The 25728-nt window shown below is 46.0% G+C and carries 21 protein-coding genes; 2 read left to right on the top strand and 19 right to left on the bottom strand.

Annotated elements, in window-relative coordinates; all coding sequences use genetic code 11:
* Positions 1-16 precede the first annotated feature (16 nt).
* The 12 genes from VB077_RS00305 to VB077_RS00250 all read right to left on the bottom strand — a co-directional run bounded on the left by VB077_RS00305 (position 17) and on the right by VB077_RS00250 (position 16119).
* Positions 17-2059: a stage V sporulation protein D gene (locus tag VB077_RS00305; protein WP_323413207.1), complete on the bottom strand. Its 2043-nt coding sequence runs from the start codon at positions 2057-2059 to the stop codon at positions 17-19.
* Between the two features lie 50 nt (positions 2060-2109).
* Positions 2110-2598 (bottom strand): septum formation initiator, encoded by a 489-nt coding sequence (locus VB077_RS00300; RefSeq protein ID WP_323413206.1) that lies wholly within the window; start codon positions 2596-2598, stop codon positions 2110-2112.
* Between the two features lie 30 nt (positions 2599-2628).
* A complete protein-coding gene (rsmH, locus tag VB077_RS00295; RefSeq protein WP_323413205.1) occupies positions 2629-3561 on the bottom strand; it encodes a 16S rRNA (cytosine(1402)-N(4))-methyltransferase RsmH in 933 nt (310 codons plus the stop codon).
* 17 nt (positions 3562-3578) lie between these two features.
* Entirely contained in the window at positions 3579-4010 is a 432-nt protein-coding gene (mraZ, locus tag VB077_RS00290; RefSeq protein WP_323413204.1) for a division/cell wall cluster transcriptional repressor MraZ, read from the bottom strand.
* Positions 4011-4218: 208 nt separating this feature from the next.
* Positions 4219-5712: a sigma-54 dependent transcriptional regulator gene (locus VB077_RS00285; protein WP_323413203.1), complete on the bottom strand. Its 1494-nt coding sequence runs from the start codon at positions 5710-5712 to the stop codon at positions 4219-4221.
* The gene (locus tag VB077_RS00280) at positions 5696-7852 is read right to left on the bottom strand and encodes an ATP-binding protein (RefSeq protein ID WP_323413202.1); all 2157 of its coding nucleotides are present in this window, start codon (positions 7850-7852) and stop codon (positions 5696-5698) included. Before VB077_RS00280 ends, VB077_RS00285 begins: the two co-directional genes overlap by 17 nt.
* Positions 7849-8847 carry an ABC transporter substrate-binding protein gene (locus VB077_RS00275; RefSeq protein ID WP_323413201.1) on the bottom strand — a complete coding sequence of 333 codons (999 nt, stop codon included), beginning with the start codon at positions 8845-8847 and terminating at the stop codon, positions 7849-7851. The genes VB077_RS00280 and VB077_RS00275 overlap by 4 nt, the downstream gene beginning before the upstream one ends.
* Positions 8848-8972: 125 nt before the next feature.
* A complete protein-coding gene (nrfD, locus tag VB077_RS00270) occupies positions 8973-10160 on the bottom strand; it encodes an NrfD/PsrC family molybdoenzyme membrane anchor subunit (protein WP_323413200.1) in 1188 nt (395 codons plus the stop codon).
* Between the two features lies 1 nt (position 10161).
* Positions 10162-10773 carry a sulfate reduction electron transfer complex DsrMKJOP subunit DsrO gene (gene dsrO, locus VB077_RS00265; protein WP_416337009.1) on the bottom strand — a complete coding sequence of 204 codons (612 nt, stop codon included), beginning with the start codon at positions 10771-10773 and terminating at the stop codon, positions 10162-10164.
* Positions 10766-11479, bottom strand: coding sequence for a molecular chaperone TorD family protein (locus tag VB077_RS00260; RefSeq protein ID WP_323413199.1), 714 nt, complete (start codon positions 11477-11479; stop codon positions 10766-10768). Before VB077_RS00260 ends, dsrO begins: the two co-directional genes overlap by 8 nt.
* Before the next feature lie 79 nt (positions 11480-11558).
* On the bottom strand, positions 11559-14696 hold the full coding sequence (locus tag VB077_RS00255; protein WP_323413198.1) for a molybdopterin-dependent oxidoreductase: 3138 nt from the start codon (positions 14694-14696) through the stop codon (positions 11559-11561).
* Positions 14697-15147: 451 nt separating this feature from the next.
* The gene (locus VB077_RS00250; protein ID WP_323413197.1) at positions 15148-16119 is read right to left on the bottom strand and encodes a D-alanyl-D-alanine carboxypeptidase family protein; all 972 of its coding nucleotides are present in this window, start codon (positions 16117-16119) and stop codon (positions 15148-15150) included.
* A gap of 247 nt (positions 16120-16366) precedes the next feature.
* Here VB077_RS00250 and VB077_RS00245 point away from each other — a divergent pair, with 247 nt between their 5' ends.
* The gene (locus VB077_RS00245) at positions 16367-16717 is read left to right on the top strand and encodes a PadR family transcriptional regulator (protein WP_323413196.1); all 351 of its coding nucleotides are present in this window, start codon (positions 16367-16369) and stop codon (positions 16715-16717) included.
* Positions 16704-18008 carry a permease prefix domain 1-containing protein gene (locus VB077_RS00240; RefSeq protein WP_323413195.1) on the top strand — a complete coding sequence of 435 codons (1305 nt, stop codon included), beginning with the start codon at positions 16704-16706 and terminating at the stop codon, positions 18006-18008. The genes VB077_RS00245 and VB077_RS00240 overlap by 14 nt, the downstream gene beginning before the upstream one ends.
* A 2-nt stretch (positions 18009-18010) precedes the next feature.
* Here VB077_RS00240 and VB077_RS00235 read toward each other — a convergent pair whose 3' ends face one another.
* The 7 genes from VB077_RS00235 to VB077_RS00205 all read right to left on the bottom strand — a co-directional run bounded on the left by VB077_RS00235 (position 18011) and on the right by VB077_RS00205 (position 25214).
* Positions 18011-18883 (bottom strand): PH domain-containing protein, encoded by an 873-nt coding sequence (locus VB077_RS00235; protein WP_323413194.1) that lies wholly within the window; start codon positions 18881-18883, stop codon positions 18011-18013.
* A 207-nt stretch (positions 18884-19090) separates the two neighbouring features.
* The gene (locus VB077_RS00230; RefSeq protein WP_323413193.1) at positions 19091-20275 is read right to left on the bottom strand and encodes an ABC transporter permease; all 1185 of its coding nucleotides are present in this window, start codon (positions 20273-20275) and stop codon (positions 19091-19093) included.
* Entirely contained in the window at positions 20272-21006 is a 735-nt protein-coding gene (locus tag VB077_RS00225; protein ID WP_323413192.1) for an ABC transporter ATP-binding protein, read from the bottom strand. Before VB077_RS00225 ends, VB077_RS00230 begins: the two co-directional genes overlap by 4 nt.
* Positions 21003-22289: an efflux RND transporter periplasmic adaptor subunit gene (locus tag VB077_RS00220; RefSeq protein ID WP_323413191.1), complete on the bottom strand. Its 1287-nt coding sequence runs from the start codon at positions 22287-22289 to the stop codon at positions 21003-21005. Before VB077_RS00220 ends, VB077_RS00225 begins: the two co-directional genes overlap by 4 nt.
* A 106-nt stretch (positions 22290-22395) precedes the next feature.
* Positions 22396-23073 carry a Yip1 family protein gene (locus VB077_RS00215; protein WP_323413190.1) on the bottom strand — a complete coding sequence of 226 codons (678 nt, stop codon included), beginning with the start codon at positions 23071-23073 and terminating at the stop codon, positions 22396-22398.
* Between the two features lie 423 nt (positions 23074-23496).
* Positions 23497-24249 carry an ABC transporter permease gene (locus tag VB077_RS00210; RefSeq protein ID WP_323413189.1) on the bottom strand — a complete coding sequence of 251 codons (753 nt, stop codon included), beginning with the start codon at positions 24247-24249 and terminating at the stop codon, positions 23497-23499.
* On the bottom strand, positions 24246-25214 hold the full coding sequence (locus tag VB077_RS00205) for an ABC transporter ATP-binding protein (protein WP_323413188.1): 969 nt from the start codon (positions 25212-25214) through the stop codon (positions 24246-24248). The genes VB077_RS00210 and VB077_RS00205 overlap by 4 nt, the downstream gene beginning before the upstream one ends.
* Positions 25215-25728: the final 514 nt, after the last annotated feature.

The raw sequence follows: 25728 nt of genomic DNA, 5'->3' as shown, positions 1-25728 counted from the left end.
GCCTTATGCGACGCTGCTACGGTGCTGTCAGCGGTGTTCGCCCCTGCAGCGCCTGAATTGCCTCAATATCCTCATCGACCTCTTCCCACCAGTGACCCATCGTCGGAGCCCCGGCCTCGCCGCCCAGATATAGAAGCACCGTTGAACCCGCTTCGACCTGGGAATCTGCCGTTGGAATCTGATCATGGATATTCTGTCCCGACCCCTCTGTCATCACTTTAAACCCGGCTTGGGTAAGAACTTTCTCCGCCTCGGCAAGAGGCAGGCCCAAAACGGAAGGAACGGCGGCCGCTTTCTTGATCGGTGCAAATTCCAGACCCGGCATCGGTTTGCTGGGGGTCAAAGGGGCATTCAAATCCGGTTTGATTCCTAAATATTTTAATGAGTCCAGCATTACGGATTGTACCATCGGAGCTGCCACAGCACCCCCATAGAAAGGTACTCCGTCGACAACCCCCAGAATCACTAATTTGGGATCATTGGAGGGGGCAAAGCCGATAAAGGAGGCTACATATTCCCCTTGAATATACGCACCATTCGCCACTTTTTGGGCGGTCCCGGTTTTTCCCGCAACCCGATACCCCGGCAAAAAGGCGCGGCGTCCTGATCCATTTGTTACGACTCCTTCAAGAATTTCCCGTTCCAGGGTTGATGTATCTTCACTGATAACACGCCGAACCTGCTGCTCTTTGAAAGGCTCCAATACCTTGCCGCTCGGCCCGACAATTTCTTTAACAAGCTGCGGCTTCATCAATGTTCCGCCATTGGCGACAGCCGAAACGGCGGTTAACAGTTGAATTGCTGTGACATTATTCGTTTGCCCGATGGACATTGTTGCTAAATCCAGCGCTGTTGCTTTCTTTTTATTGGCAAGAATTCCAACCGCTTCCCCGGACATCTCAATTCCCGTCTTTTGACCAAAACCAAAAGCCGTTAAATACTGATAGAACTTATCCATCCCCAAACGTTGGCCCATTTCAATAAAACCGGGGTTACACGAATTCTCAGCGACTTGCCTAAAAGTCTGAGAACCATGTCCTCCCGCCTTCCAGCAGCGCACATTCTTACCTAGGACTGTATAAAAACCCGGATCGAAAAAACCTTCATTCGGGCTGATCTTTTTCTCCTGCAAAGCCGCTGCCAGGGTAATAATTTTAAACGTTGAGCCCGGTTCATAGCCGTTTTGAATAGCGATGTTCCGCCGTACACTGGCATCATACTCCTGATACTTGTTGGGATCAAAGACCGGAGCGGTGGCTAAAGCCAGCATTTCACCGGTTTTCGGGTCCATGACCAGAATGGAAGCATTCTTAGGAACCTGACCGTTCATATTGGCTCCCTGACCGGACATCAGCTTTTGCAGCTCCCGTTCGGCAAACGCTTGAATATTTTTATCGATGGTTAAGCGAATCGTGTTCCCTTGTTTAGGGGCTAAATACATCTGCTGGGCTTGCGGTAAAATGATCCCATTGGCTGCAAATTCGGACAATACAGCCCCCGGAATTCCCTTCAGTTGATTTTCTCTTGTCAACTCTATTCCTTCCAGCCCCTGATTGTCAATACCTGCAAAACCAATAATGTGAGCCGCAAGCGGTCCGTTCGTATAATAACGCTGACTATCTTCGGTTACACCAATCCCGGGCAGCTCTAAGCTTCGGATTTGGGCCGCTGCTTCAGGGGTAATTTTTTTCTTGACATATTCCAGGGCCGAACGCTTCGTAATTTTCGCCTCGACCTCTGCGGCAGGCATTTGAAGAATCTCCGAAAGTTTTTGGGTAATCTCTGCTGTCTTCCCGGAAGCTCTCACTTCGGCCGGTAAAGCATAAACCGTCTCTGTGCTCACACTCATCGCGAGTACATTCCCGTTCCGATCTTCAATATTACCGCGTTTGGGTGCTACCGGAACACCCCTGAAATGTGTATCATCCGCCTTTTTCGAAAGCTGCATGCCTTGAGCCAGCTGAACATAGCCTAAACGTATGATCAGAACGATCAAAAAGGCACTGACACACAAAAAAAGAAAGGCGATTCGTTTACGCATGACTACATAAGGACTCATCGTCCTCCCCCCCTTTATTCGGGGCGTCACCGTACTCCAAACCGCCTTTATCAGCGTTGAGTAGAAGCAAAGAAACTCGTAAATTTTTGTGATATTTGCTTCAAGAATGAAGGTTCTTCCGTTGCAGTCTGTGATGCTGCCTGTGATGCTGTTTGAGTCGGCACGGCACCCGTTTGGCTCTTGATCGGCATCGTTCCAGCCACATATACTGTACCCGTCGGTTTTTGCATCCCCATAGCCAGGGCCTCACTCTCGATTCGACTCACAGACCGAAGCTTATCGACTTGAACCTGAAGCAAATTATTGTTGGCTTCCAGTTCGGTAATCTCTTTTTCCATAGCCCGGATTTGTGCACCTTTGACAACCGTGATGTTGATCGTTTGCACAGCAAGAACCGCTGCCATAGAAAAAGTCAGTCCCAAAGCCAAAATGCTTTTCCAGCGAGAGTGGGCCTTTTTCCTGCGAATCATTTTTTGGGGGGAACGGGGCAATTCGTCTAAGGGCTGCTGCCATTCTAATTTTTCCTGCGCTACTATCAAAGGTATTCGTCCTCCTTTCGCTTTAGACCGTTAAAGTTTTTCAGCAATCCTAAGTTTGGCACTTCTCGAACGAGGATTCTCCTCGATTTCTTCGGCTGAGGGTATAATCGGTTTGCGGGTAATGACTTTTGCTAAAGGGGTTGCCCCGCACATGCAAACCGGAAAATTAGGCGGGCATGTACAACGTCCCCGCCAAGAATTCATCTTTTCTTTGACAATACGGTCTTCCAGCGAATGAAACGTGATCACGCCTACTCGCCCGCCCGGTGCCAAACACGTGATGACTTGATCCAAGGCCCGCTCTAAAACTCCCAGCTCATCGTTAACCGCAATCCGTAAAGCCTGAAAGGTTCGTTTGGCAGGATGAGGCCCATCTCTTCGTGCCCCTGCGGGAATCGCACTTTTGATGACTTCTACCAATTCTTCGGTCGTTGCAATCTCCTTTTGAGCTCTGGCCTTGACGATAAACTCAGCGATCCGCTTGGACCACTTTTCTTCTCCATATTTCCAGATAATATCGGCAAGCTGCTGTGCACTCCATGTATTCACCAGCTGACGAGCAGTGACCGGATTTTGAGGATTCATCCTCATATCAAGCTCAGCCTCATGCATATAACTAAAACCGCGTTCTGCTTCATCCAGTTGGGGTGAAGAAACCCCGAGATCAAAGTAGATCCCTTGAACCGGCAGAAGTTTAAGGTTTTGTAAACTTTCCTGAAGGTGTTCAAAATTCCGGTTGACCAGAATAAGGCGTTCATCCTTTGGAAAAATGTCCCGAGCATTCGCAATGGCCTTAGGGTCCTGATCAAAAGCAATCAATTTCCCTTCCGCTGACATCTTTGAAAGAAGCAGACGCGCATGACCGGCTCCACCGAGAGTACAATCGACGTAAATTCCCGAAGGGTCCTTAAAAATTCCTTCTATCGTTTCTTTAAGCAATACTGTGACATGATGAAATTCCAATACCTTCGTCCCCTTCTTTAAATCCCCAGATTAACCAAAGATTCTGCAGCTGCGATATAATCCTTTTCGGCCTGTTCACTGTAGTCTGCCCAAAGTTCCTGACTCCAAATTTCAACTCGGGACGATATCCCCACAAGAACCACATCTTTTACCAATTGGGCATATTCCCGTAAATTGGCCGGCAAAAGAATTCTTCCCTGCTTGTCCAGTTCACATTCGGTTGCACCGGAAAAAAAGAATCGGACGAAAGCCCTGACATCAGGCTGTGTAAACGGTAAGGCACGGAGCTTCTGCTCAATAGTTTGCCACTCCTCTTCGGGGTAAATGAACAGACAATGATCTAAGCCTTTGGTAGCGATAAATTTCTCCCCCAAGGCTTCCCGGAATTTAGCCGGTACAATCAGCCTGCCTTTTCCATCGATTGTATGGAGGTATTCCCCCATGAACATTGATGTCACCCCACAGCGATAATCTTTCGCCCCACTTTGCCCCACTTTACCCCACTATTTCTCCATTTCTAGGAAATATCCTGCCGGCTTATCCTTTTTTATCATAAAAAAAATAAAAATAGGAATAAAGTCCTAGTACAAAAAAAGAGATATCGCCAATCTGCTCTCAAAGCAGTCAGCGATATCTCTAATTATTTTCCAATCCTCCTTAGTATTTCCGGTCATTGTTCCCATTGTTCCCATTTCTTGCAGAGGCTTCGTCTCCATATTCTTCGATTTTGCGATATAAATTCCGGACACTGACCCCAAGGAGCCTGGCCGCCTGAGTCCTGTTACCGTTGACCTTTTTCAGGATTTTCAGGATATAGTCCCGCTCCACCTCGGCAAGCGTTAAGACCTTCTCCTCTGCGCCGTTATAGATTTTCTCCCCCGCATCGTTACTTTCTTCCGGCAGCTCCCGCTGCCTTGGCGGCTTTTTCGGCTCTTCCGGCTCTTCTTCCTTTATCTTTTTACCCGTCCGCGGGGAAATCTGCTCCGGCCAGAAATCCTGCGGATAGATCTCCGGTCCTTCCGCCAAAATGGCGGCCCGTTCCATCAAATGAGCCAGTTCGCGAATATTTCCCGGAAAGTCATATTGAAGCAAGGTCTGTTTCCCTTCGTCCGAAAGTTGTAAAGCGTTTTGGCCGAGTCCTTTCTTGCGGTTGGAATCCAAGAAATACTGTGCTAACGGAAGAATATCCTCTCTTCGCTCTCTCAAGGGTGGCAGGCTGAGCGTCAGTCCGTTTAACCGGTAATAGAGATCTTGGCGAAAACGGCCTTCTTCTACCTCCCGCGAAAGATCGCGGTTCGTCGCCGTAACGATTCGGACATCAACCCGACGCAGGCGATTATCGCCCACCCTGCGAAATTCCCCCGTTTCTAAAAAACGCAAAAGCTTGATTTGGAGCGAAAAGGGCATTTCTCCAATTTCATCAAGAAAAAGTGTCCCGTGATCGGCCATCTCGACCAATCCTAATTTGGTCCCGCCTGCCCCTGTAAAAGCTCCTTTTTCATAGCCAAATAGTTCACTCTCCATCAAGGTCTCCGGAATCGCACCTGAGTTTAAGGGAATATACGCTTGAGAACTTCGGGGACTCCACACATGCAAAGCACGAGCAAAGAGCTCTTTGCCTGTTCCGCTCTCTCCTTGAATCAGAACAGGAGCATCGGCCTGAGCTAATTTTTGGGCTAAGTTCGTTAATGAATGAAGTGCTTCACTTTCCCCAATAATCTGCAGCTCGGGCCTTTGCCGATTAACCACTTGGCGCAAGCCTGTGTTTTCGAGCATCAGCTTGCGTTGCTCCAGGGCCTTTTGGAGCGTGATCTCCAGCTCAGATAAATCACAGGGCTTCATCAGATAATCGAAAGCGCCCTTTTTCATGGCTTCAATGGCCGACTCCACCGTACCGTGCCCGGTGAGCATCACCACTTGCAAATCAGGCTGGCGCTCTTTTATTTGCGGCAGAAAGGTAAGACCGTTTCCGTCCGGTAAGCGTAAATCGAGCAGCACCAGATCGAAAAGGCTCTCCCGGAGCAAATCCATCCCTTCCTTTGCCGATCCGGCCTCCCATATCTCATAACCGCGGCGTTTTAAGCGCTGAGCGATTACTGCTCTTAATTCCTCTTCATCATCAAGGATTAAAATTTTAGAACGGCTTTTCATGGCTCAATCCCCCCTTATAAGGCAGAGTAATGATAACCTCGGTTCCTTTCCCTTCTTCGCTTTCAAGGACCATCGTTCCCTGCATGCGCTGAACCATTCCATAACTGACAAAAAGACCTAAGCCTGTCCCCTGACCGGCTGCTTTAGTCGTAAAAAAGGGATCAAAAACCCGCTTCAGATTCTCCCTGGAAATACCCTCGCCATAATCCCGCACCACAACTTTGATCTGTTGTTCCTCTTTAAAAGCCCTGATTTCAATCACATTTTCTCCCTGGGAAGCGTCCATTGCGTTTGTCAAAATATTGAGCAAAACCTGCTGCCATTCATTTTCGTTTCCCATAACCCATAAACCGGAATCAATCCGGGTTTTAAAGATCAGCTTTTTTTGTTTGGCGCGATACTCCAATAAGGATACCGTTTGCCCGATTGCATTTCCCACATCCATCAACTCGTTTCCCTCTTGTCCCCGCCGGGCAAAACGGAGGAGCCGTCCGGTAATTTGTTTACAGCGCTTAATTTGCTCGCTGATAATTTTCAAAGCTTTTTGAATTTCCGGGTTTTCCGGCGGGTCGGTTTGCTCCCTCATCCGATCGAGTAAATCCTCGCTATGGGCACCGACAATGGCTAGGGGGTTATTGATCTCGTGGGCTACCCCGGAGGCCAAAAATCCTACGGCAGCCATTTTTTCCGTCTCCACGACTCTCGCCTCCATCTCGACTTGCCGGGTTGCATCCTCCAGGAGCAAGAGATAAGCGGCCTGCTCTGAATTTCCGGGATTCAGCCCATAGTACATTTGGCGAAAATAACGGCGTTCTCCGTTCACATCAAGGGGAATAACCTTGCCATTCTCCTGAAATAAACAATCCATTCCTTCCCCGTGAAAAAGCGTTTCACAGGAAACATCCTGCAGTTTGTCTGTACCAAACCAATTCGCCATAATCGAATTCCACCAAAGGATCTGCTTATTTTCATTAAGCAGGACCATCCCGGCCCCAATTCCTTCGACTACAGTTCTGAAAAGTTCCTGATCTTCAAGAAGCGCTTGATTTTTTTCATGAAGCTGGCGAAGCATTCGATTAAAGGCCGTGACTAGATTACCGATTTCATCATCACTTTCCCGCGGGATCTCTGTTAAGAGGTTCTCCGTCGCTCCGACTTGACGAACCCTTTCTTCAAGATGTTCAATCGGCCGGGTCAATCTTAAGCCAAAATATATGCTGATCACTGTAACGCTCAAAATCCCTAATAAAAGAATACCCAAGATCCGCACTGCAAACTCCCGAACGGGAGTATATGCCTCACTCACCGGCTGCTCAATAAATACCCCCCAATTCGTTGTTTTGACGTGATTAAAGGTCCCTAAAACACGGACGCCTTCCGCATTCCGGTATTCACTTTCATCCTGATTCGGAGGATTTCCGGCCAAAAACCGCTGTACCGCAGGATTATTCCTTACATTTTCCTGAGCCAGGACCCGGCTGAAGTCCGTATGCCCAATTAAATTTCCCTTTTCATCGGTGAGATAAATATAGCCCGCTTGACCGATCGGCAAATTGGTAAACTGGGTGACCAGGCTTTTAAGGTCTGTTCGGGCTTGCAGATAACCTAAAATCTGCCGTGTCTGGGGATCTTGAATGCTCACCGTAAGATAAACCTGGGGACGATTATCGGCGGAAAAAAATACCCCGCTTAAGGAAAAAGCCTGTTCCGCATTGATTTGAAGATTGTTCAATTTTTTATCCCCATCGTTGGGAAAAATGACATCTCTTCTCGATACCTGACCCAGAACGCGGTATTTCGTATCGGCGACCTCCAGGCTTTCAAAATAAGGCACTTCGCGCAATAGCGTACCTAAGGTCACCTCACGTGCACTTAGGTCTGCACCGACCAGGGTATAAGCACTCGTTGAGGCAACATGAATGAGACTGTTGGCCATAGTCGTTATAAAATCATCAATGCGGTCGGATAAAACCCTGGCCCGCTCATAATTTTGCTTTTGAATATTATTTTGCAGATTAAGCTGCGCCGCGTTAAAGCTGGCAAAGCCAAAAACCGTCAGCGGCAGGATGGACATCAGAATACCGAAGATAAGAACGCGAGCTTTAATTCTCTTCCACCAAGGGGAACGCTCATAAGTCATGGTTGAATCACCTTATCCGCAAAGCTCAAAACGCCGGGGGAAAGGCTGAGACCAAGTTCTTGAGCTTTCTTCAAATTAATGGATAAAACAACACGATCAGGGATCTCAACGGGAATATCTTGCGGAGAATACCCGCGCAGAATTTTACTGACCATATGAGCCGATTGAACCCCCTGTTCCCGGTTAGACGTACCATATGAAGCAATGCACCCTTCATCGGTATCTTCGGGATAGACTCCAAAAACCGGAAGCTTTTCTGCCGCGGCTAAATTGACAATTTCACCGGTGCTCGTTTCCAGGTAAAAGCCGGGGAGGAGAATGATCGCCTCAGCCCCCTCCTGTTCAATGCCTGCGAAGGCAAGCTGTATTTCCTCGGAATTGGCAACCGTATAAATGTTTACGGATATGCCAAAGGCTTGGGCAACCGTATTCAGTTCCTTCTGAATGGAGTCAAATATCGGAACCCGGGTATCCCCCAGCACTGCCACCTTCTTAACTCCCGGCAATAAACGATGCAGAAGTTCCAATCGTTTCGGCGTCAATTCATAGTGTTCGTTATTCAGCCCGGTTAAGTTTCCCTCCGGCCGCGATAAGTCCTGAACCAGCCCAATTTCCAGCGGAGAAAGTGTACCCATGAAAACAACCGGCGTCTGAACTCCGCTTTCTGCCGTCAGTGACTTCAGAACCTGAGCTTCCACCGCTCCGGCAGCCACGAGCACATCCGGTTTTTCCTGCAGAAGCAGACTGCCTAAATCACGCATCTGGCTGAGATCGTTATCGGCAATTTTGACCCGGTACGTAAGATTGACTCCCTCTGTATAGCCTAACTGCCCCAGCTCAGACTTTAACCCTTCAACCTTCGTTAAGCGAAGATCATTGGCTGCTAAAATCCCGACTTTGGCGATCATTGGCTTTTCCGAAGGAATACTTCCTAAATAGCCGGCGATCATCACCAAGGAAATGCAAACTAACGCCATAAGGCCGGTCCTTTTCACGGGCACACCTCCTCCCTCATTATTTCTTCATTTACCAGTTTAGCATTAATCGAAGCAACATCAAGAAGCTGCCGCATCATGAATCTTATCCATTATGCGGCAGCCTCTTGTCAATGATTGAAACTTTACATCACTTCATGCCCCGCCTTGAAATTTTGGGGTGAAGCTGTTGGATTTTTAGGCAATCCATAAACCGGGAGAAAACGAAAAGCAAGATAGAGAATGACAATTTCGGCAAGGGCAAAAATCCCGATCATCAGTAAATGCTCCGGGGCTGCCGTGTAAGGATTCAGCGTATCCGTGCTGAGCGGGAGCTGTTGACCGCCGATAACAAAATTTACCCGCATCGCAATGACCCCGATCAATGTGCAAAACGACCCGAGGGAAATCCAGCCCAAGGATTTTTTCGTTTTAGACAGCAGCGTAAGAACAAAGGGCAAAAGCAGACCTAAACCCAATTCAACCCCTAAGAACATCGTTTGATGACTCCCGTGCAGCAAAACCTCGGCAGCCGCATAACCTGCGGCGTTTGAATAGTACAGAACGATAAAGTCAATCACCATCAATGTTCCGTCAACCACGATGAACCATTTCATCAGCTGACCGATATCCAAAATCAAAGCTTTGCGCTCAGGCGTAAGCATTTTCTCCGGAGAGAGGAAACGCTCGGTCAGAATGAGCACCAAGATCAAAAGACCGGTTCCGGAAACCATAGCCGACATCAGGAAAATAAGGGGCATCAGTCCCGTATGCCAAAGCGCACGGGCTTGGATATTGGCCAGGATAAAGCCTGTATATCCATGCACGAGAAGGGCCAGAGGAACTCCGAGCGTGCCCAGTCTTTTAATCCACAGATCATCTTTAGCCAAGGCTTGTTCGGAAAGGTCGCCATTGCCAAAGGTCAGGAAGCGATACAGCTTCTGTCTGAACCCGGTTAAGGTCACAGCCCCTTGGGCAAAATCCCGGCGCATCATAAACCATAGGTAGATCACACTATTTAAGGGATAGAGGGTAAGCAGGAAGGTTCCGTAGGAGATTGCGGAATGGGGATTAAGGCGATAAAACAAGGTGTAAAAACGTTGGGGCTGTTCAAGATCGCCGATTAAATGGAGCGGCGCAATGGCCAGCAAGGCAATCGCCATAACAACACCGGCCTTGGCGATCGATTTATATTTTTTAATTCCAAAAACCGTTCCCAAACTCGAGAGAACGAAAGCCCCGGCACTTAAGCCGGTGTAGAAAAAATAAATGGCGATCATCACCCCCAGTTGTACGGGGTGATCGATGTTGGCAAGATAGGTCACATTATCCACCCTATTTCACTCCTTTCTCCAGGTTTGTATAGCGGGCCCCCATGATATCCCGGTCAGCACCGATATAATACACCATAGGTTTCGTATTCATTTCGGGTTTAAGAACCTGTACCGAGTTATTAGCGATGAGTTTAGCTACAAGGCTTTGAGGATCGTTTAAATCCCCAAACACACGGGCTCCGCCGACGCAGGTTGTGACACATGCCGGGAGAAGGCCCGCTTGAACCCGGTGATAACAAAAGGTACATTTCTCTGCCGTTTTCCGAATGGGATTAACGAAACGGGCATCATAAGGACAAGCCGCCATACAGTATTTACAGCCTATACAATGGTCATAATCGATCAAAATCGTTCCATCGTCAGCCCGATAGGTTGCCTTGACAGGACATGCCGCTAAACAGGGGGCATTGTCGCAATGGTTGCATAATCGCGGTAAGCGGTAACGCGTGACCTCCGGATAGGTCCCTTTCTCAATTTCCTTAACCCAAGTCCGATATTCACCCTCCGGAACTTGATTTTCAATCTTACAGGAAACGGTACAGGCATTACAGCCTACACATTTTCGCAAATCAACAACCATCGCGTAACGTTTCTTTTTCTCCGCCTCAGCCACGAACCCCACTCCTTTCCAACGTTTCAATATAAGATTTGTTTTCCTCAAAGGCTATGCTTTCTTCCCTGCACAGTTCTAAAGCCAGTTGAGCAAAGTAAGAATAAAATCCGGAGACTTCTAATTTCACAAGTTCTGCCGTAAATTGGGGCAGCCAACCCAATAAATGGTCGTTAATCATTGTCTTTTGCAATTGGCGAACCGTTGTTATATCTTGCCCCGCCTTGGTTCTCCTATCTTCCAACCGGCAAAGATAAGCCATAAAAAGGAGTTCTAAGCCAAGGTGGTCGGGAATCTTCGTCTCCTTAAGCGGTGCAAATATCGCCAGGGCTCCCGGATTAAATCCTAATTTTTCATAGAGATCCGCAAGCCGATAGGCCTGCGTTCCCCAATGCGCACCGTACTTTATCTTTTTGCCTTTTTCGCGTTTCGCTCCCCGGATCGTTGACTCAAAAGGGGGAATAAAACGGCCCGATACCGGCACAAAAAAGAGGTCATAATATTCTTGCGTTAAATTTTCAAGCTTAGGATCATACGTGTGAACATTCTTCAAAATATCCTTTAACGGATTGAGCTCCGCCGCCGCTGCCACTTCTGTCCACATCTGAATTCCTTTGATCAGCTCAGGTGAGGGCTCTTTCAAAAAAACCTCGGCCAGAACCTCATAACCCTTTGCTCTATTTATCGCTTCTTCAGCCATTGCGAACATCTTCTTCCCCCCTAACACTCTTCCGATAACTAACTATCGGGAGTCAAAACTCCAGCAGAAATAAAAATTTCCTTTATAGCTATAGCTTGATGAGCCGAGCCTTTATCGTATTCCGATCGGCTGATCCCCCCACAAGGTCAACAAGAGGGTGCGCATTTTTCATACTGGTATCGCGCAGTGCCAAAAGATTCAGCAGTACGCCTTTACCGCTCTTGGGATCTGCCGGGATCTCTTTGCCATCCACAGTATAAGATTTAGCCCCCGCACCCCAATGGCCGAAACCGTATTCCACGGCAATTGAACCTTGACGTACACCACGGCGGACCTTAGCCGTTCCCTCCGCTTCCCCCGAAGGGGTAACAAGCTTAACCTTATCGCCGCTTTGGATTCCTAATTTTGCAGCGTCCCCCAGGTTGAGCTCAATATAGTTCGTATCTTGCAAATCCTTGAGGACGGCAACGTTGGACAAGTAACCGCCGGTACGATAACGGGGTTTATATGAAATAACTTGGAACGGCCAGTCTTGATCAGGGTAAACCTCATCGATCGTGCGTCCGTCAGCAAAAGCCGTCGGCTGCCAAGTGGCCGTGCCCGGAAGCTGCTTGCCTGTCATCGAATCGCGTGTCAATCCTAATTTTTCGTTGTAGATATTGATGACTTTCGCAAATTGGTTATGAAGAACGTCGCCGTCATAATTCTTATCATAGTCTTCAAATCGCCCGCCGCGAGCAAGCAGATAATAGACTTTTTTCCATTCTTCCGGGGTAAGCGAGGACTGATAAGGTTTTAAATCTTCCTCAAGGCCCGCTAATTGCAACTCCTCCGCATCAATATCCGGAACCGGCGTTTCATCAAACGCAATATTCGCCATCGCCTTCAGGAAGAAATCCGCGGCAGAGTTCATTGGTGCCGCTTCTCCTTGAGCATTGGGAATTCCCTTATCCCCAACCCCCGGTAAGTTGAGAAGCTTGCCTACCTCAATCAGATAGGCTTCCAACGAATAAGGCTCGCCGCCCTTTGTCTTGGGAACAAGCGGTTCAATCACCGGCCGGCGGGCTCCGTTAGCTTTGGTGAGGATCGTGTTCCACACCGTCGGCACGCCCCAGCTTTCATAAAACGTAGTGTCAGGGATGATGTAATCGGAGTATTGAGTCGAATCACCCATCAGTACATCCACGCCGATGATCAACGGAATATTCTTGGGATCCTTGATATAGTCCTCGACATCATTGCGGAAAAGTCCCGGCGTTGCATAGAGAGGATTCGTCATCCACAGCATCAGAATCTTTGCCGAATACGGATACCCGGCCATCATTGACGGAATAACATGACCCTCCAGTGAATCGGCAAGCGGAGTCCAGGGCAAAGTCGCCGGATACGGATTTTCGCCCTTAGCCTTGCGCGCTTTGAACTCGGGAGTATCCTCATAGTTCGCACCTTCGCGGCTGATTTTGAACCCCTTGGCTTTTCCATCGGGAACAGCGGTAAGGTCATAGCGTTTTCCTTTATCGACCGCAATATATCCGCCGCCGCTTTTTGTCGAACCGCCTTTGCGGTTGATATTGCCGACAAGCGCATTGAGCATGATCACGGCCATAGAACTGTAGAAACCATTCGTATGCATGGATACACCGCCATGATGATCGGTTGCCGCCTTTGTTCCGTGGCTGAAAAATTCTTGGGATAGTTTAAAGATGCGTTCTTTCGTTAGACCGCAGGCTTCGGCATATTCCTCAAAGGTAAAACGATTCGCTTCATCGAGAAGAATCTGCAAAGCGCTCTTCACCAGAATTTCTTGACCATCTATGGTTACCTTGCCGCTATAAAGAATTACCCCTTCATTCGTATCCGCAATGTTCATAGGATTGCCTGTCGCTTTATCAATAGCGACATAGTTGATTGGCGCGGGCTGTGCATTTGCCGCCGGTTGAGCATTGGCTGCAGCCGGCTGGTCTTTTTCGGGTGTCTTCAGACCTATTTGTTCAGCCCGAAGGAATTTGCCGAAGTCCGGATGGTTGGGTTCTTGGATGACAAGGTAGGTCGCATTCGTCCATGAGGGATTTCCTTTCTTGGCAGCGGCCGCTTTGGTTGGCGCCGCCAAATAAGATTCATTGATTTTCTTTTGCTCGAACGCCCATCGAACCATAGCCATCGCCAGTGCCCCATCGCCGCCCGGACGAATAGGTACCCAGGAAGATTCCTCGGCATTGGGTGAATTATACATCCCGTTTTGCAGAACCGGATCGACAATAACGGCCTTCATCTTCCCTTCGGCCTGCGCCAGTGCCGCTTTCCGGGCCATCGGCTGGAAGGGAGCGCCTGCCTGGCCCGGTGCATTACCAAAAAACATCACAAATTCGGAACCCATGTAATCCGCCTTCATATGAGGCTTCTTATCCCAGGTATCGAGGAAAGCCAAGAAGGCTACCCGCCGGCTGATCCCGCAGATTCCGCCGTGTCCGAAAAAGTTCGGGGAGCCAAAACATTGGGTAATGAAACGTTTCGGGAATTCTGTCCGACCGTCATCACGTCCCCCGATAAATACCAATTGGTTGGCCTTTGGCCCCCAGCCGGGCTGCTCAGGATTCAGCGGAGTCGTTTTGTCATGAACTTGGCGAAGCCCTTCAATGACTCCGTTTTCCCCCATTTCCTTAAACAGTTCACCGCCTTCGACCGTTTCCTGGACGGCCTGTTCCCAGGTAATCGGTTTCCATTTTCCCTCTCCGCGTTTACCTGCACGTTTTAAAGGAGTGAGAATCCGATTCGGATCGTAAACCATCTGAAATGCCGCGTTTCCTCTTTGACAAACGGTTGCTTTTTGAATATGACCCAACTCTTGATATTGACCCAGACTCAAATAGGAATCCTTAAGCGGAGTCTTAAAGGGAAGATGCGGTTCGGCATTGCTGGGATGGTATGGATTACCCAAGACGCGCATAATCTTACCCGTCTTCTTATCAATTTTGACCCGGTTCCCGCAGTTGCTCCAGCAGCCTAAACAAACACTCGCTTTCAGGGCAATATCGGGATTAAGGGTTATACTCCCTGTCTTTGGATCAATCCGCATTTCTACCGGCAAAGCGTCATGGTCATAGGGTGTAGGATTGGCCATCATTTCATCGGCAAGGACATCAGGGATCATTCTTTCCATCCCTAAGCCGGCGGCAGTCAACGAACCCACAACGGCTACAGATTTTAGGAATTCGCGCCTGTTCATATCATAGTCTCCTTTCTCATGGGGCATATTTGCACTCTTTCGACAATCAGCGTATTATCTTACAATCCCTTTAATTGCAAATTCTGTGCCACTGATTCCAAATCTTGAGAAAGTGAAAAAAGGGCAATTCGCTAATCTTAAAAATAAAAATCAGCCTAGGTATGACATTAAGTCACACTTAGGCTGACAATAAGGCATACCTCTTCTATGACAAAAAGGCATACCAACTACAAAAAAGCATAAGCTATTACTTATGTTGCTATCGTTGACCCCTTTAACTTGTCTAATAACGGGAAAGAAGAGATAAAAGCAAGGGTGGCAGGATTTTTGGTATTTTCAGATTCCCGGGTTTCGAAAAATATACTTATTAGGTTGTTAAAAGACGAATCAGAGCTTGTTCGAGTTAATGCATGTGATTCTCTATCAATAGTAAGTCGCCTGAAGTTATTAACTATTTGCCTAGATACTCTTCAAGCGTCAGTCCTTGTTGGGTGATCAATTGAGCAACTTGTGTTCCAAGATAACGTATATGCCAGGGTTCAGCCTGATAACCGGTAATATTTTCTTTGCCCTGTGGATAGCGAATAATAAAGCCAAAGGCTGGTGCATTTTGTGTTAACCATTGACCCTCTGGAGTAAGCGCGAAGGACTGTGATAGTTGATAATTGTTAGAAGCAGAAGTGACGTCCATTGACAAGCCTGTCTGGTGTTCACTGCCGCCTGGAGGGGCACTAAACTGAGCCTTAGTCGGAGAAATTTCCATATTTGTTGCATAGATCTGAGCTTGGCGCTGATAAGAACGGTATCCAGAAACCCCCAGGATTGATATATTATCTTGTTTAGCTTTAGCAAAAAGTTGTTCCAAAGCCTGAGCTGCTTCTAGTCTCATCTGTTTTTTGGGATCATACCCCTCAAAGGAAAATGGAATATTAGGGATTACCAGCTTCGATGGGATATATTCAGCTGGCAAACCATTCGCCCTATTAACTAAAACTAATAGGTCTGTAGGATTAGAAACTAGGTGAAAATTAATATCGATGAGAGTTTGTAAAGATGCTTTTGTTTTCGGACCATAGATTCCATCCGCTTTGATAGGGGGAGACTTCTGTTGAAGTTGTAGAATTACGCTAGCAGTCTTCGAGCCGTATATTCCATCAACTTTTATACTAAAACCAAAAGAAACCAGTACGCTTTGTAAAGCTTTTACCTGTGGACCCGTGCTTCCTATACGGTAAATACCTTCCGGTAGTGTTAAGGAAGGAATTTTTAAGATCTGTCCAATATTGATTATGTCACTCGTCAATTTGTTCGCTGTCTTTAACGATTTGACAGTAGTACCAAATTTCTTGGCAATTTTATAAAGGGAATCGCCCGGCTGTACTTTGTACACACGGGGCACTTGGGGCGTTAAAGAGTTAGGCATTATGATCTCCACCTCCCTCTCTAATATATTCTTCATTTCGTTTTTGGGATTCTTTTTCCTATTGTCCATATACCTGTAACAGCTAACTTTTAAACGAACTTTTATTATTATATGGATATAAGAAACTCCTTAAAGGGATTACGCGGGGTTATTCAACATTAAGTAAATAACCGGAAAATACTTGTTATATATAGATTATCGATATATAATATATATCGATAATCTATATATTTGGGGAGTGAGCCATATGCAGGTCAACAAAAGTCTGCTTGCTAGCAGCACAACTATGCTGGTCTTGAAACTGCTTGAAAAAGAGGACATGTACGGCTACCAAATGATCGAAGTACTTGCTAAGCGATCGGACAATACCTTTAGTCTAAAGGCAGGAACTCTCTATCCTATCCTGCACGGCCTTGAGAAACAAGGAATGTTAAGCTCTTACGAAGGAACCACCGACAGCGCGCGGGTGAGGAAGTATTACAATTTGACTTCTAAAGGCCGGCGACTTTTACACGAGAAGCAGGCTGAATGGAATGCCTATTCTGACGCGGTAAACAAGGTATTAAAGAGAGGTGGCGCTGGTTATGCCTTCTCATGAAAGTATAAGCGCATATATTAACGAGGTTTGCAACCAGGTCAGATGGAAAAGGGTCCGTCCGGTCATCGCCAGAGAAATAGAAAACCACATTGACGATCAGATTCAAAGCTACATATCCAGCGGCATGGAGCCCGACGAAGCAACCGAAAAAGCGCTTCTTCAGATGGGTGACCCATTGGAGATCGGCTCGGCGCTTGACCGTACGCATCGTCCGAAACCTGAGTGGAGCATGCTGATACTTATAGCTGCTGCCCTTTTGATCGGCCTTGCCATCCGCATGTTTGTCTCTCCCGTTAACGAATTCGGCCAACCCCTGCTGCCCAGCTCTCTATTGGCGGTTGCTATTGGCGTGGTCTGTATGACGGCTGTCTACTTTTTTGATTTTTCGTTAATTGGGAAATACCCCAAACTCACCCAAGCCCTAATTATCTTTTCGGCCCTGGTAACTTTTGTTTTATCACCTCGCGTTAAAGGCGCACCCCTATATCTATATTACGTTGTTTTGCTGTTGCCAATCGCGTATGCCGCCTTTATTTATATTCAGAGGAAAAAAGGCTATTGGGGAATCGCGTTAAGTTTGATCGCCGCATTTGTTCTCTCTGGTATTGCCTTTGTGGGATCGCTTTGGTCAGAAGCATTGCTAGTGTTCCTATCCTGTCTGATCATGTTGAACATTGCAATCGCGAAAGAATGGTTTTGTTCCAAGTCTGCATTGGGGCTTATACTTACAAATTTGTCGGCATTAGCTGGGGTATTGGCAGTGATACTCACACATATCGAGTACATCACACGCTGGTTCGGTAGCATAGGGGGATACTATCTTCCGAACTTGGTAAAGGCGCTTCTCCGTAGCTCAAAGCTGTTCGGACAAGGTGATCCTACGCTTTACAATGTCCTTCCGTTCAGTTATGACGAGAGATATTTGCTTGCATATCTGACACACAGGTTTGGCTGGATAGCCTTTTTCGTAATTGTTACCGTGCTAACCGCCTTCATTGTTCGCGGCTTTTATCTTGCTTTCAAAAAAGCAAGTATCCTTGGGTTGTTTATTTCCACTGCTGTGTTGCTCACGTTCACCTTTCAGACCATTGCCTACATAATATGCAATCTGGGTTTTCCGATCCTTTTTGCCGGTACATTACCTTTCATCACCTATGGGAAGACGGCGACGGTGGTAAATATGGCGCTGATCGGACTTATGCTCTCGGTATTCAGGACAGGAGCACTTAGATTTGATAATCCTTATGACTCCGCCAATAGCCTAAGTAAAAAATCGCACCCACTCAATTGAATCTAATTTGGCGTAGTATTCTTTTCCCAAGCTTCTAATAATTGACCGTAAAGTTGTTCTGTTTCGCTTGGTTCGTCGGTATTCACGATCCGTAAGCCAGACTTTACATTTATAAAAATGAAGGGGGGCTTTTTCGTATCGACAAATAATTTTGCCTTTCCAATCCCCTTTATTTTGAAATAGCCCTTCAATTTGCTCCCTAGAGCAGAACCATTCGTTCTAAGCTGAATTTCAGGAATCTGGTCTTGTATCGAGATATCAACTATATCTGAGAGCTTAATTTCTTCTCCATATTCTCCACTAATTTTTAAAGTGCCGTCCTGAATGGTATACTCAGCCGGCTTACTACCGAAATAAATGAGTCTACCTGCATTACCGAGAATTAAAACCATGATAATTGCTACAACTCCAATGATTGTTATCGTTCTTTTCCTACTTGTACCATCCAGTTTCTTACTATTACCATCAGCTTTCGCCATTTGGCTTTTCTCCGTTATTAGGTTGATAAATTCTTCTTTATTTTGTGGAGAAATTATCGCAATTTTACCCTCCCCGTATTTAATCTCCAACCTGTCTAGTGATAGGGCCGGCGAGGATATTGGATTTCTTGTACTTTCTATTTTTGTTATTTCCCTTAAAGGGACCGTCTGGCGAATAGGACCACATTTAATCTTTAGCTCATCGTCCGTCACTTGATATCCTGTTCCAAACCAAATCCATGCGATAAATGCCACAGTTGGTATAACAATTAATGTACTCGTCGGATCGAACTGACCTTGGTCTAATGCTATCCATCCTGTTAGAACAACTGCACATAACATAGGAATCCATATTAGGAGACCAAGCCACATGTCACGTTTGGATGAAAAATTCACTTTTTCTCTCCCTCCGTTGTTTCTCCAACTTTTCCAACCTAGAATACCGCCGGTTATGGGTTGTCCAGGGGGTCCTAAAACGCATCCCGCATCTTCTCAACCGGGTAGCCAGAGCCGCTGCTGTCTCCATTAATCATCTGATAAATTACTTCCGGTTGCTTTGGGCGAAGATGGCGGTAACCTTTTACCGAAAAAAATAATCACAGTTTATTCGTAACGCAAGGCATCGATGGGATCTAGTTTAGCGGCCCGGTTGGCCGGGTAAAGACCAAATAATATACCGATACCCGAAGAAAAACAAAAAGCAAACAGGATGGTCCCAAGTGAGATAACGACCGGCATTTTTAATACTGTGGAGATAATCGCTCCTATCCCTATACCGAGCAAAGTACCTATGCCTCCACCAATCGCGGAAATGGTAGCAGATTCTACCAGGAATTGGATCAGAATGTCGCTGCGTCGCGCTCCGATAGCCATCCGCAGTCCGATTTCCCGAGTGCGTTCGACCACAGAAACAAGCATTATATTCATTATACCGATTCCACCAACCAGCAAGGCAATCCCAGCCAAGGCACCGAAAACCGAAGTGATAATCGTAAGGATTGAGCTGAACTGCTCCATCATCTGTTCATTGGTCTGAGCCTTGTATCCTTTCTTCGCCGCATGTCGCATCTCAAGAATACTAACGCTCTGAACGGTGGCAGCCTTTAATTGATCGCTTTTCTTTACACGCACCATCGCTTTTTGAATTTCCTGATAATCACTTATTTCTAACAGTGTATTTATCGGGATAAAGGTTTGAGACTGCTGTGAACCTAGGAAAGATGCTACAGGTTTAGTCACCCCACAAACTTGAAAAGAAATGTTGTTAATGCGCAATGTTCTTCCAACTGCCACACTGCCGGGACCAAACAGATCATCTGCCACGGTTTGGCTGATTACCGCTACTCTGCGGGCCATCTGGTTTTCCGACTCGCTAAAGAATCTCCCTTGGCTGAATCCTGCTTGGTCCACTTTCGGATAGTCAGAGTTAGTTCCAATGAGCATACTGGGTTCCTTCTTGCGTATGGTTTGCAATGATGACGGATATGGTAAATACTTAACGGGAATCACAAAATCAATGCTGTCAACGGAATTTTTAAGTAGGTTACAGTCATCCAATGTCAGCTTGCCTATTTGCCCGTTGTCATTAGCTATTGGCATTAAGGCAAAACTGTTGGCCCCCATTCCTTCTACTGTCTGCGATACTTGTTTATTCAGGCTTTGCCCAAGGGTGACGATGACAATGACCGCCATCACTCCGATGATCATACCCAACATTGTCAGGGTAGAACGTAGCTTATTCACCCGAATTCCTTCGAGAGCTCCCCCAATCATTTCGGTAATCTTCATACCATGCCTCCTTGCTGCAGCCAATCCTCCAGCAGATGCCGTGCGTTTAACGGCTGATCCACTTTTTCACTATTGCGTATTCGGCCATCCCGAAAATGGACAATTTGTTGGGCATGGCGTGCAATTTCCGGCTCGTGCGTTACCAAAATGATGGTGCTGCCCTGGCGGTGTAATTCCTGAAACAAAGACATGATTTCATAGCTGGAAGCACTGTCAAGATTACCGGTTGGCTCATCCGCCAGCAGAAGTCTGGGATTGTTTATTATCGCTCGGGCGATAGCCACCCGCTGTTTCTGTCCTCCTGACAACTCATTGGGATGGTGACTGGCACGACTGATCAAGCCTACCCGTTCCAGTGCTGCGGCTGCCAACGTTTGTCGTTTTTTTCTGTCCACCCCGGCATAAAAGAGCGGCAGCTCAACATTTCGCTGTGTATTAAGCCGAGGCAAGAGATTAAAACTTTGAAAAACAAAACCAAGCTTGCCGTTGCGCAAAGCTGCAAGCTGACGTTCATCCATGCTCCGTGTATCAACTCCATCCAGCAGATAACTTCCTGCTGTAGGATAATCCAATAGGCCAAGGATATTCATCAGTGTCGATTTACCTGAACCTGATGGTCCCATCACCGCGATAAACTCCCCATCATTGACAGTAATATTGACATCTTTTAGCGCCTCTACCTTGGTAGTGCCAGTGTTATAGGTTTTAACCAAGTCCTTTATTATGATCATTTTATGCGAACCTTGCTTCCGTCTTGGAGTTGACCAGGGTTAGTTATAACTTGGTCGTTTTCCTCCACCCCACCTAAGATTTCCACCGTAATGCCATCGCTAATCCCGGTCTTTACTTGGGTGAGCTTGGCCACCCCATCTTTAATGATATAGACACTGTCTCCGTTATCCTTAATTACCAGAGATTCAATGGGCACCACCAAAGCCTGACTGTCAGAAGTAGTAATTTCCAGATCCACGTTATAACCTGGAAGCAAACGGGTAGCTCCCTCCACACTTACAATAATAGGCAAGAAGGCAGCCTCAACCTGGTTTTTCATTGCCTTGGTCCCTACCTCCATCCCCACCTGAGTAACCCCCCCTTGGTACTTATCCCCCTGAAAAGCGTTGCCGCTAATCTCCGCCGTTTGACCTACCTTAATCTTTCCCGCTTCGCTTTCGGGCACATCGGCATAGATACTGAGGGCGGCAAGGTTCCCAATCGTCAATAACGGTGTGTTCACGCTGATTTTATCTCCCCGTTTAACCTTAAGGGATAAAAGTTGTCCATCACGGGGACAAATCAATTCCTGTTGAGCAGTTTGCTTTTCCACTAATTCCAGCTCTTGTCTGGACGAGTCAACCGCCGCCTGCAACGATTGCAGGTAAGCTGGCGCTGCATCCTGAGCCCGCTGCAAATCAGCTTGGGCTTTATCATAAGCTGCCTTGCTGTTATTGAAATCAACCTGAGCTTTTTCCAGGTCATCCTGAGCCACTGCCCCATTCCGGTACAAAACCTGCTTGCGCTCCAATTTATTCTTATCTTGGTTGTATATATTTTCAGCCTGAATCAACGCCGACTGGGCAGAAACCTCGTCCGCAGTTTGTCCACCGGAGCGCGCTTGGTATAACGCCAATTCTGCCGAAGCCAGCTCTGACTTGGCTTTAGCCAGTTTCTGTTCCGCATCGGGAATATACAATTCCATTAAGACCTGACCGTCTGTCACTTTGTCTCCCATTTTCACACGTATGTCTTTGACAGTCCCGCTGACTTGACTTAAAACGCTTTCGCTATCATCTGCTACAACATTACCTGAAGCCGGCACCTTTTCAATCAGATGCTTCTCACTCACCCGGGATACCGACACCGGTATTACATCTTTATTATTAATACGGTAGATATTTAAAACTACCATAACTAAAACCAACAGAATCGCCCCAGTGATCACTAATTTTTTCTTAAATGAAGTAGACTTTCTGGGCACTCCGCTGGGTATCAAACCAGATGATACCTGCTCTGTCAATACTTTCACTCCTCTTAGTCCCTAACAATGATCTATTTTCTCTTAAACTTTAGGTAATGCATCTTTTCACATAAACTCATTACCTAATACTGATACTACTTCTTGTTTATACTACCGGGGTTTTTATAAGCAAGGACACGACAACCACGTAAACCAACCAAATCGCTCCCATGAATAAAGCCAGCCCTTTAGGCTTCTTTTTCATGGCGATAGATCCACCCATAATAAGTAGAATCAATCCCCAGATATTGAATAGATCTATATTTTTCATCAGACGATATAGAAAACTGGAAGTATCTGTGTTCCCTAAGAATATTGCCAGACTAGTGCTGACCTGTAAGGCAGCTTTATATCCCATGGTTTTGATTAGCCCGGTAAAGATCAAAGCTTTTATGACTGATGGTATCCAGGCAAAAACAGCTACTGAGTATAATTGTTTAAAATGAGCCTCACCAACACTTAATTGATTGTAAAAAGCAAGGATAACCGCCATAACCAACCAGATCAAAGGAAAAGTGAATATTGACGAAGCAATTTCCCCCGGTAGCACAAATTTCATTGCCGACGCAATCTGATCTTGGCTCATCCCACGAGCAAGTAGCAACTGCTCGGTAAATGCTTTAGTCTCCGACATGACTAAAAGAGTTAACGCTAGGTTGATAACGATAATGACTAAGCCCGGCCATAAAATCCGGGGATTCTCGACAATGTCAGCAAAAGCCTTACCTGGAGAAATAATGACCTTCCCAAATCTCTTCGCGATTGACATCTTTGTTTTTTCCATAACATACCTCCGTAATTTAGTAATTCAACTACTTATTTCCACATATAAGCAATTATTTCCTTCTATTTATCCTGAAATTTCTACAATGAGAGTGTCAACTTTCAGCAAGCTGTAGAGGATTACAAAAAGCGCTTTGCTATTATTCAGAAGCGGTCTTAGGCGAAATAGGCCACTCTCGGAGTTCAATCCCACGGCTTATAAACCCTTCTTGTGGTATTGGTTGTCGAAAAAAATTGTATTTCGTAACTATATCAAGGACTTGCCCGTTGGGTGAGCGTTAGCGAATCCTTAAGATGGTTATAAAATACAATTATACTGCTGTTAACTGCCGGTATATTCTTCAACAATCATTTCGCAACTTTCGGGAAAATTAACTTGCAAAAAACAACCAGTAATAATAATTTATCCATTACTTCAAATATTTTAGCGATGTTCAATGGCTAGCTTCTCCAGTTTGAAGGTATCAGTTGTCAGAAATAAAATTATTACATCAATCACTAAAAGAATTATGGCTATAACATACATAATCGCTTGCCCATCATTTATGTTAAACACATGCAATATTGTCTCTTTCCATGTTTTAGGGAGAGCAGTAAAGCCGAAATTTGCTACTAAAAACGCTACCATTATTCCAGTATTTAGGTTTTGTGTAACTTGGCGCACTGTTGATGCTCTTAAAGACAAAAAGAGTCCAATTTCTGCCATCAGCCAGGAACCAAAAAAGCTTATCAACAAGATGCTTAACATCGTTTGCGCAGAATAGTTAACAAACATACCGCTATTTACGTTTAAGTTGGCAGCAAATAACCCTATTATTTCTATAATTAAGACAAAACACATTCCATAGCTTATAGTGGCAGTTAGCTTCCCTAATAAGATCGCGTAATCGGGAATTCGGCTGGCCAATAAGGTTTCAAGGGTGTGTCGTTCTCTTTCCCCAGCAAAACAGTCTACGATTATCGAAGTAACCATAAAAATAGAATAAAAAGCCCCGTATATAACTGGTAATGGTGATTCAATCCACATAATGCCAAATTGCCATGGCAAATAGCCACCTACTATTCCAAAAACAGCAACGAGACGTAATCCCGATCCACGGCCACTGCCTCTTTGCCAGATGAGCTCTTTTATTTCTTTCCATTCCTTCCAAAAAATTGTTAAAATGTCGTGTATCATAATTTATTAAACCTCGTTAACTTTTTTATTGCTTTTCCCTCCGACACAAGGTTTAGAAATACCTGTTCTAGATCGGGCCTATTTTTTCGCACCTCTTCTACTTGGGCGCCAGCTTCCACCAACAAGCGAACCAAAGGAGCAATTTTTACCTCACTGTTCACTAGTAACTGTAGGCAGCCCTCTTGGTTTAAATGAACTTCCTTTACCTCGGGACGCTCACTCAAGAGATTTATGACGGTCTGATCAAAACAAAGACCCATTACCTCTACTTGTTGAACATTAACGGTGGACTCCAATTCATAAGGAGTACCTGATGCGACCAACTTACCTTCATTAATGACCGCAACCCTGTTACACAGCTTTTCTACTTCCGCCAAGTTGTGTGTAGTAAGAAATACCGTAGCACCATCATTTCTAACCAACTTGGAAAGGTCATCGCGCAAAGAAGCTGCAGCTATAGGGTCTAAGCCTGCTGTTGGTTCGTCTAAAAAAACCAGACGGGGATGATGGATAAGAGCTCTGGCTACAGCTAACTTCTTCTTCATTCCGTAACTCCAGCCACCAATCTTTTCTGTTCGCCGTTCCCAAAGATTTATGTGAGTCAAGAGCTCCCGTATGCGGCTGCTGCGCTCCGCCTTGGACAGACGGTATATTTTGCCATATAGCTCCAGGTTGTCCTCCGCGCTTAGACGTTCATATAAACCATCATGTTCTAATAGAACTCCGCAAAATTCTCGAATCAGTTGGCCGTCTTTATGGGTATTAAATCCGAGTACCTCGGCTGTTCCCTGATCTGGACATAGAAGATCCAGGAGAAGCCTTATTGTAGTAGTTTTTCCCGCCCCATTGGGTCCCAAAAAACCGAAAACAATTCCGGAAGGCACTTGTAGAGATAAGTTTTCTACTGCATGAAGAGATCCGAATCTCTTGCAAAGACTGTCTGTGCAAATTGCTAATTCGGTCAACCCCTATTCCCCCCGCTATTTAAGCATTTCCTTTATTTTTGGTGTTTTATGCTCGATCTCTTGAAAATAACGGCTCCAATTGTACAGATCAATCCAGCATAAATGAGGTTGTTTATATGACTATATGCGCCATATAGATACCCTATTATGGCAAGAATACTTAGAATAATGCTCACAGTGCGCATTTTCAAGCTCTCTCCTTTAACATTAATTCAGCAATGCTTGATGGAAACCCCTCCGATCTTTATAATGATCGGACCTTCCTTAGACGATGTCGGTTTCAACTCGATAAAGGTTTCTTGTTTCTGATTTTCCCTTGCCTTACGGTTGCACTTATTCAACCATAATTTTATTTTACCTCCTTAACTATATGATAATAGCCTCTCGGCATTCGCCGAGGTAGATGGTTCAAGACTTTGCTTGAACCATCAATATTGAATTCCTCCTACTTTTCGGTAGGGGGTTTTCATTTTTGGAAACACCAAATTGGAAATTCCCTCAGAAAATTTTTATT

This window comes from Desulfitobacterium sp. (assembly GCF_034927245.1).
Lineage (GTDB): Bacteria > Bacillota > Desulfitobacteriia > Desulfitobacteriales > Desulfitobacteriaceae > Desulfitobacterium_A.
The sequence above is the reverse complement of the archived record's forward strand: the minus strand, read 5'-3'. Positions and strand labels throughout refer to the sequence as shown.

What these genes read in the sequence shown, in the direction of transcription:
- VB077_RS00215 (WP_323413190.1), bottom strand. Translation starts at nt 23,073, where the DNA reads ATGGAAAAAACAAAGATGTCAATCGCGAAGAGATTTGGGAAGGTCATT.
- VB077_RS00260 (WP_323413199.1), bottom strand. Translation starts at nt 11,479, where the DNA reads ATGTTCGCAATGGCTGAAGAAGCGATAAATAGAGCAAAGGGTTATGAG.
- VB077_RS00255 (WP_323413198.1), bottom strand. Translation starts at nt 14,696, where the DNA reads ATGAACAGGCGCGAATTCCTAAAATCTGTAGCCGTTGTGGGTTCGTTG.
- VB077_RS00285 (WP_323413203.1), bottom strand. Translation starts at nt 5,712, where the DNA reads ATGAAAAGCCGTTCTAAAATTTTAATCCTTGATGATGAAGAGGAATTA.
- VB077_RS00250 (WP_323413197.1), bottom strand. Translation starts at nt 16,119, where the DNA reads ATGCCTAACTCTTTAACGCCCCAAGTGCCCCGTGTGTACAAAGTACAG.
- VB077_RS00230 (WP_323413193.1), bottom strand. Translation starts at nt 20,275, where the DNA reads ATGAAGATTACCGAAATGATTGGGGGAGCTCTCGAAGGAATTCGGGTG.
- VB077_RS00225 (WP_323413192.1), bottom strand. Translation starts at nt 21,006, where the DNA reads ATGATCATAATAAAGGACTTGGTTAAAACCTATAACACTGGCACTACC.
- VB077_RS00280 (WP_323413202.1), bottom strand. Translation starts at nt 7,852, where the DNA reads ATGACTTATGAGCGTTCCCCTTGGTGGAAGAGAATTAAAGCTCGCGTT.
- VB077_RS00240 (WP_323413195.1), top strand. Translation starts at nt 16,704, where the DNA reads ATGCCTTCTCATGAAAGTATAAGCGCATATATTAACGAGGTTTGCAAC.
- VB077_RS00305 (WP_323413207.1), bottom strand. Translation starts at nt 2,059, where the DNA reads ATGAGTCCTTATGTAGTCATGCGTAAACGAATCGCCTTTCTTTTTTTG.
- mraZ (WP_323413204.1), bottom strand. Translation starts at nt 4,010, where the DNA reads ATGTTCATGGGGGAATACCTCCATACAATCGATGGAAAAGGCAGGCTG.
- VB077_RS00210 (WP_323413189.1), bottom strand. Translation starts at nt 24,249, where the DNA reads ATGATACACGACATTTTAACAATTTTTTGGAAGGAATGGAAAGAAATA.
- VB077_RS00245 (WP_323413196.1), top strand. Translation starts at nt 16,367, where the DNA reads ATGCAGGTCAACAAAAGTCTGCTTGCTAGCAGCACAACTATGCTGGTC.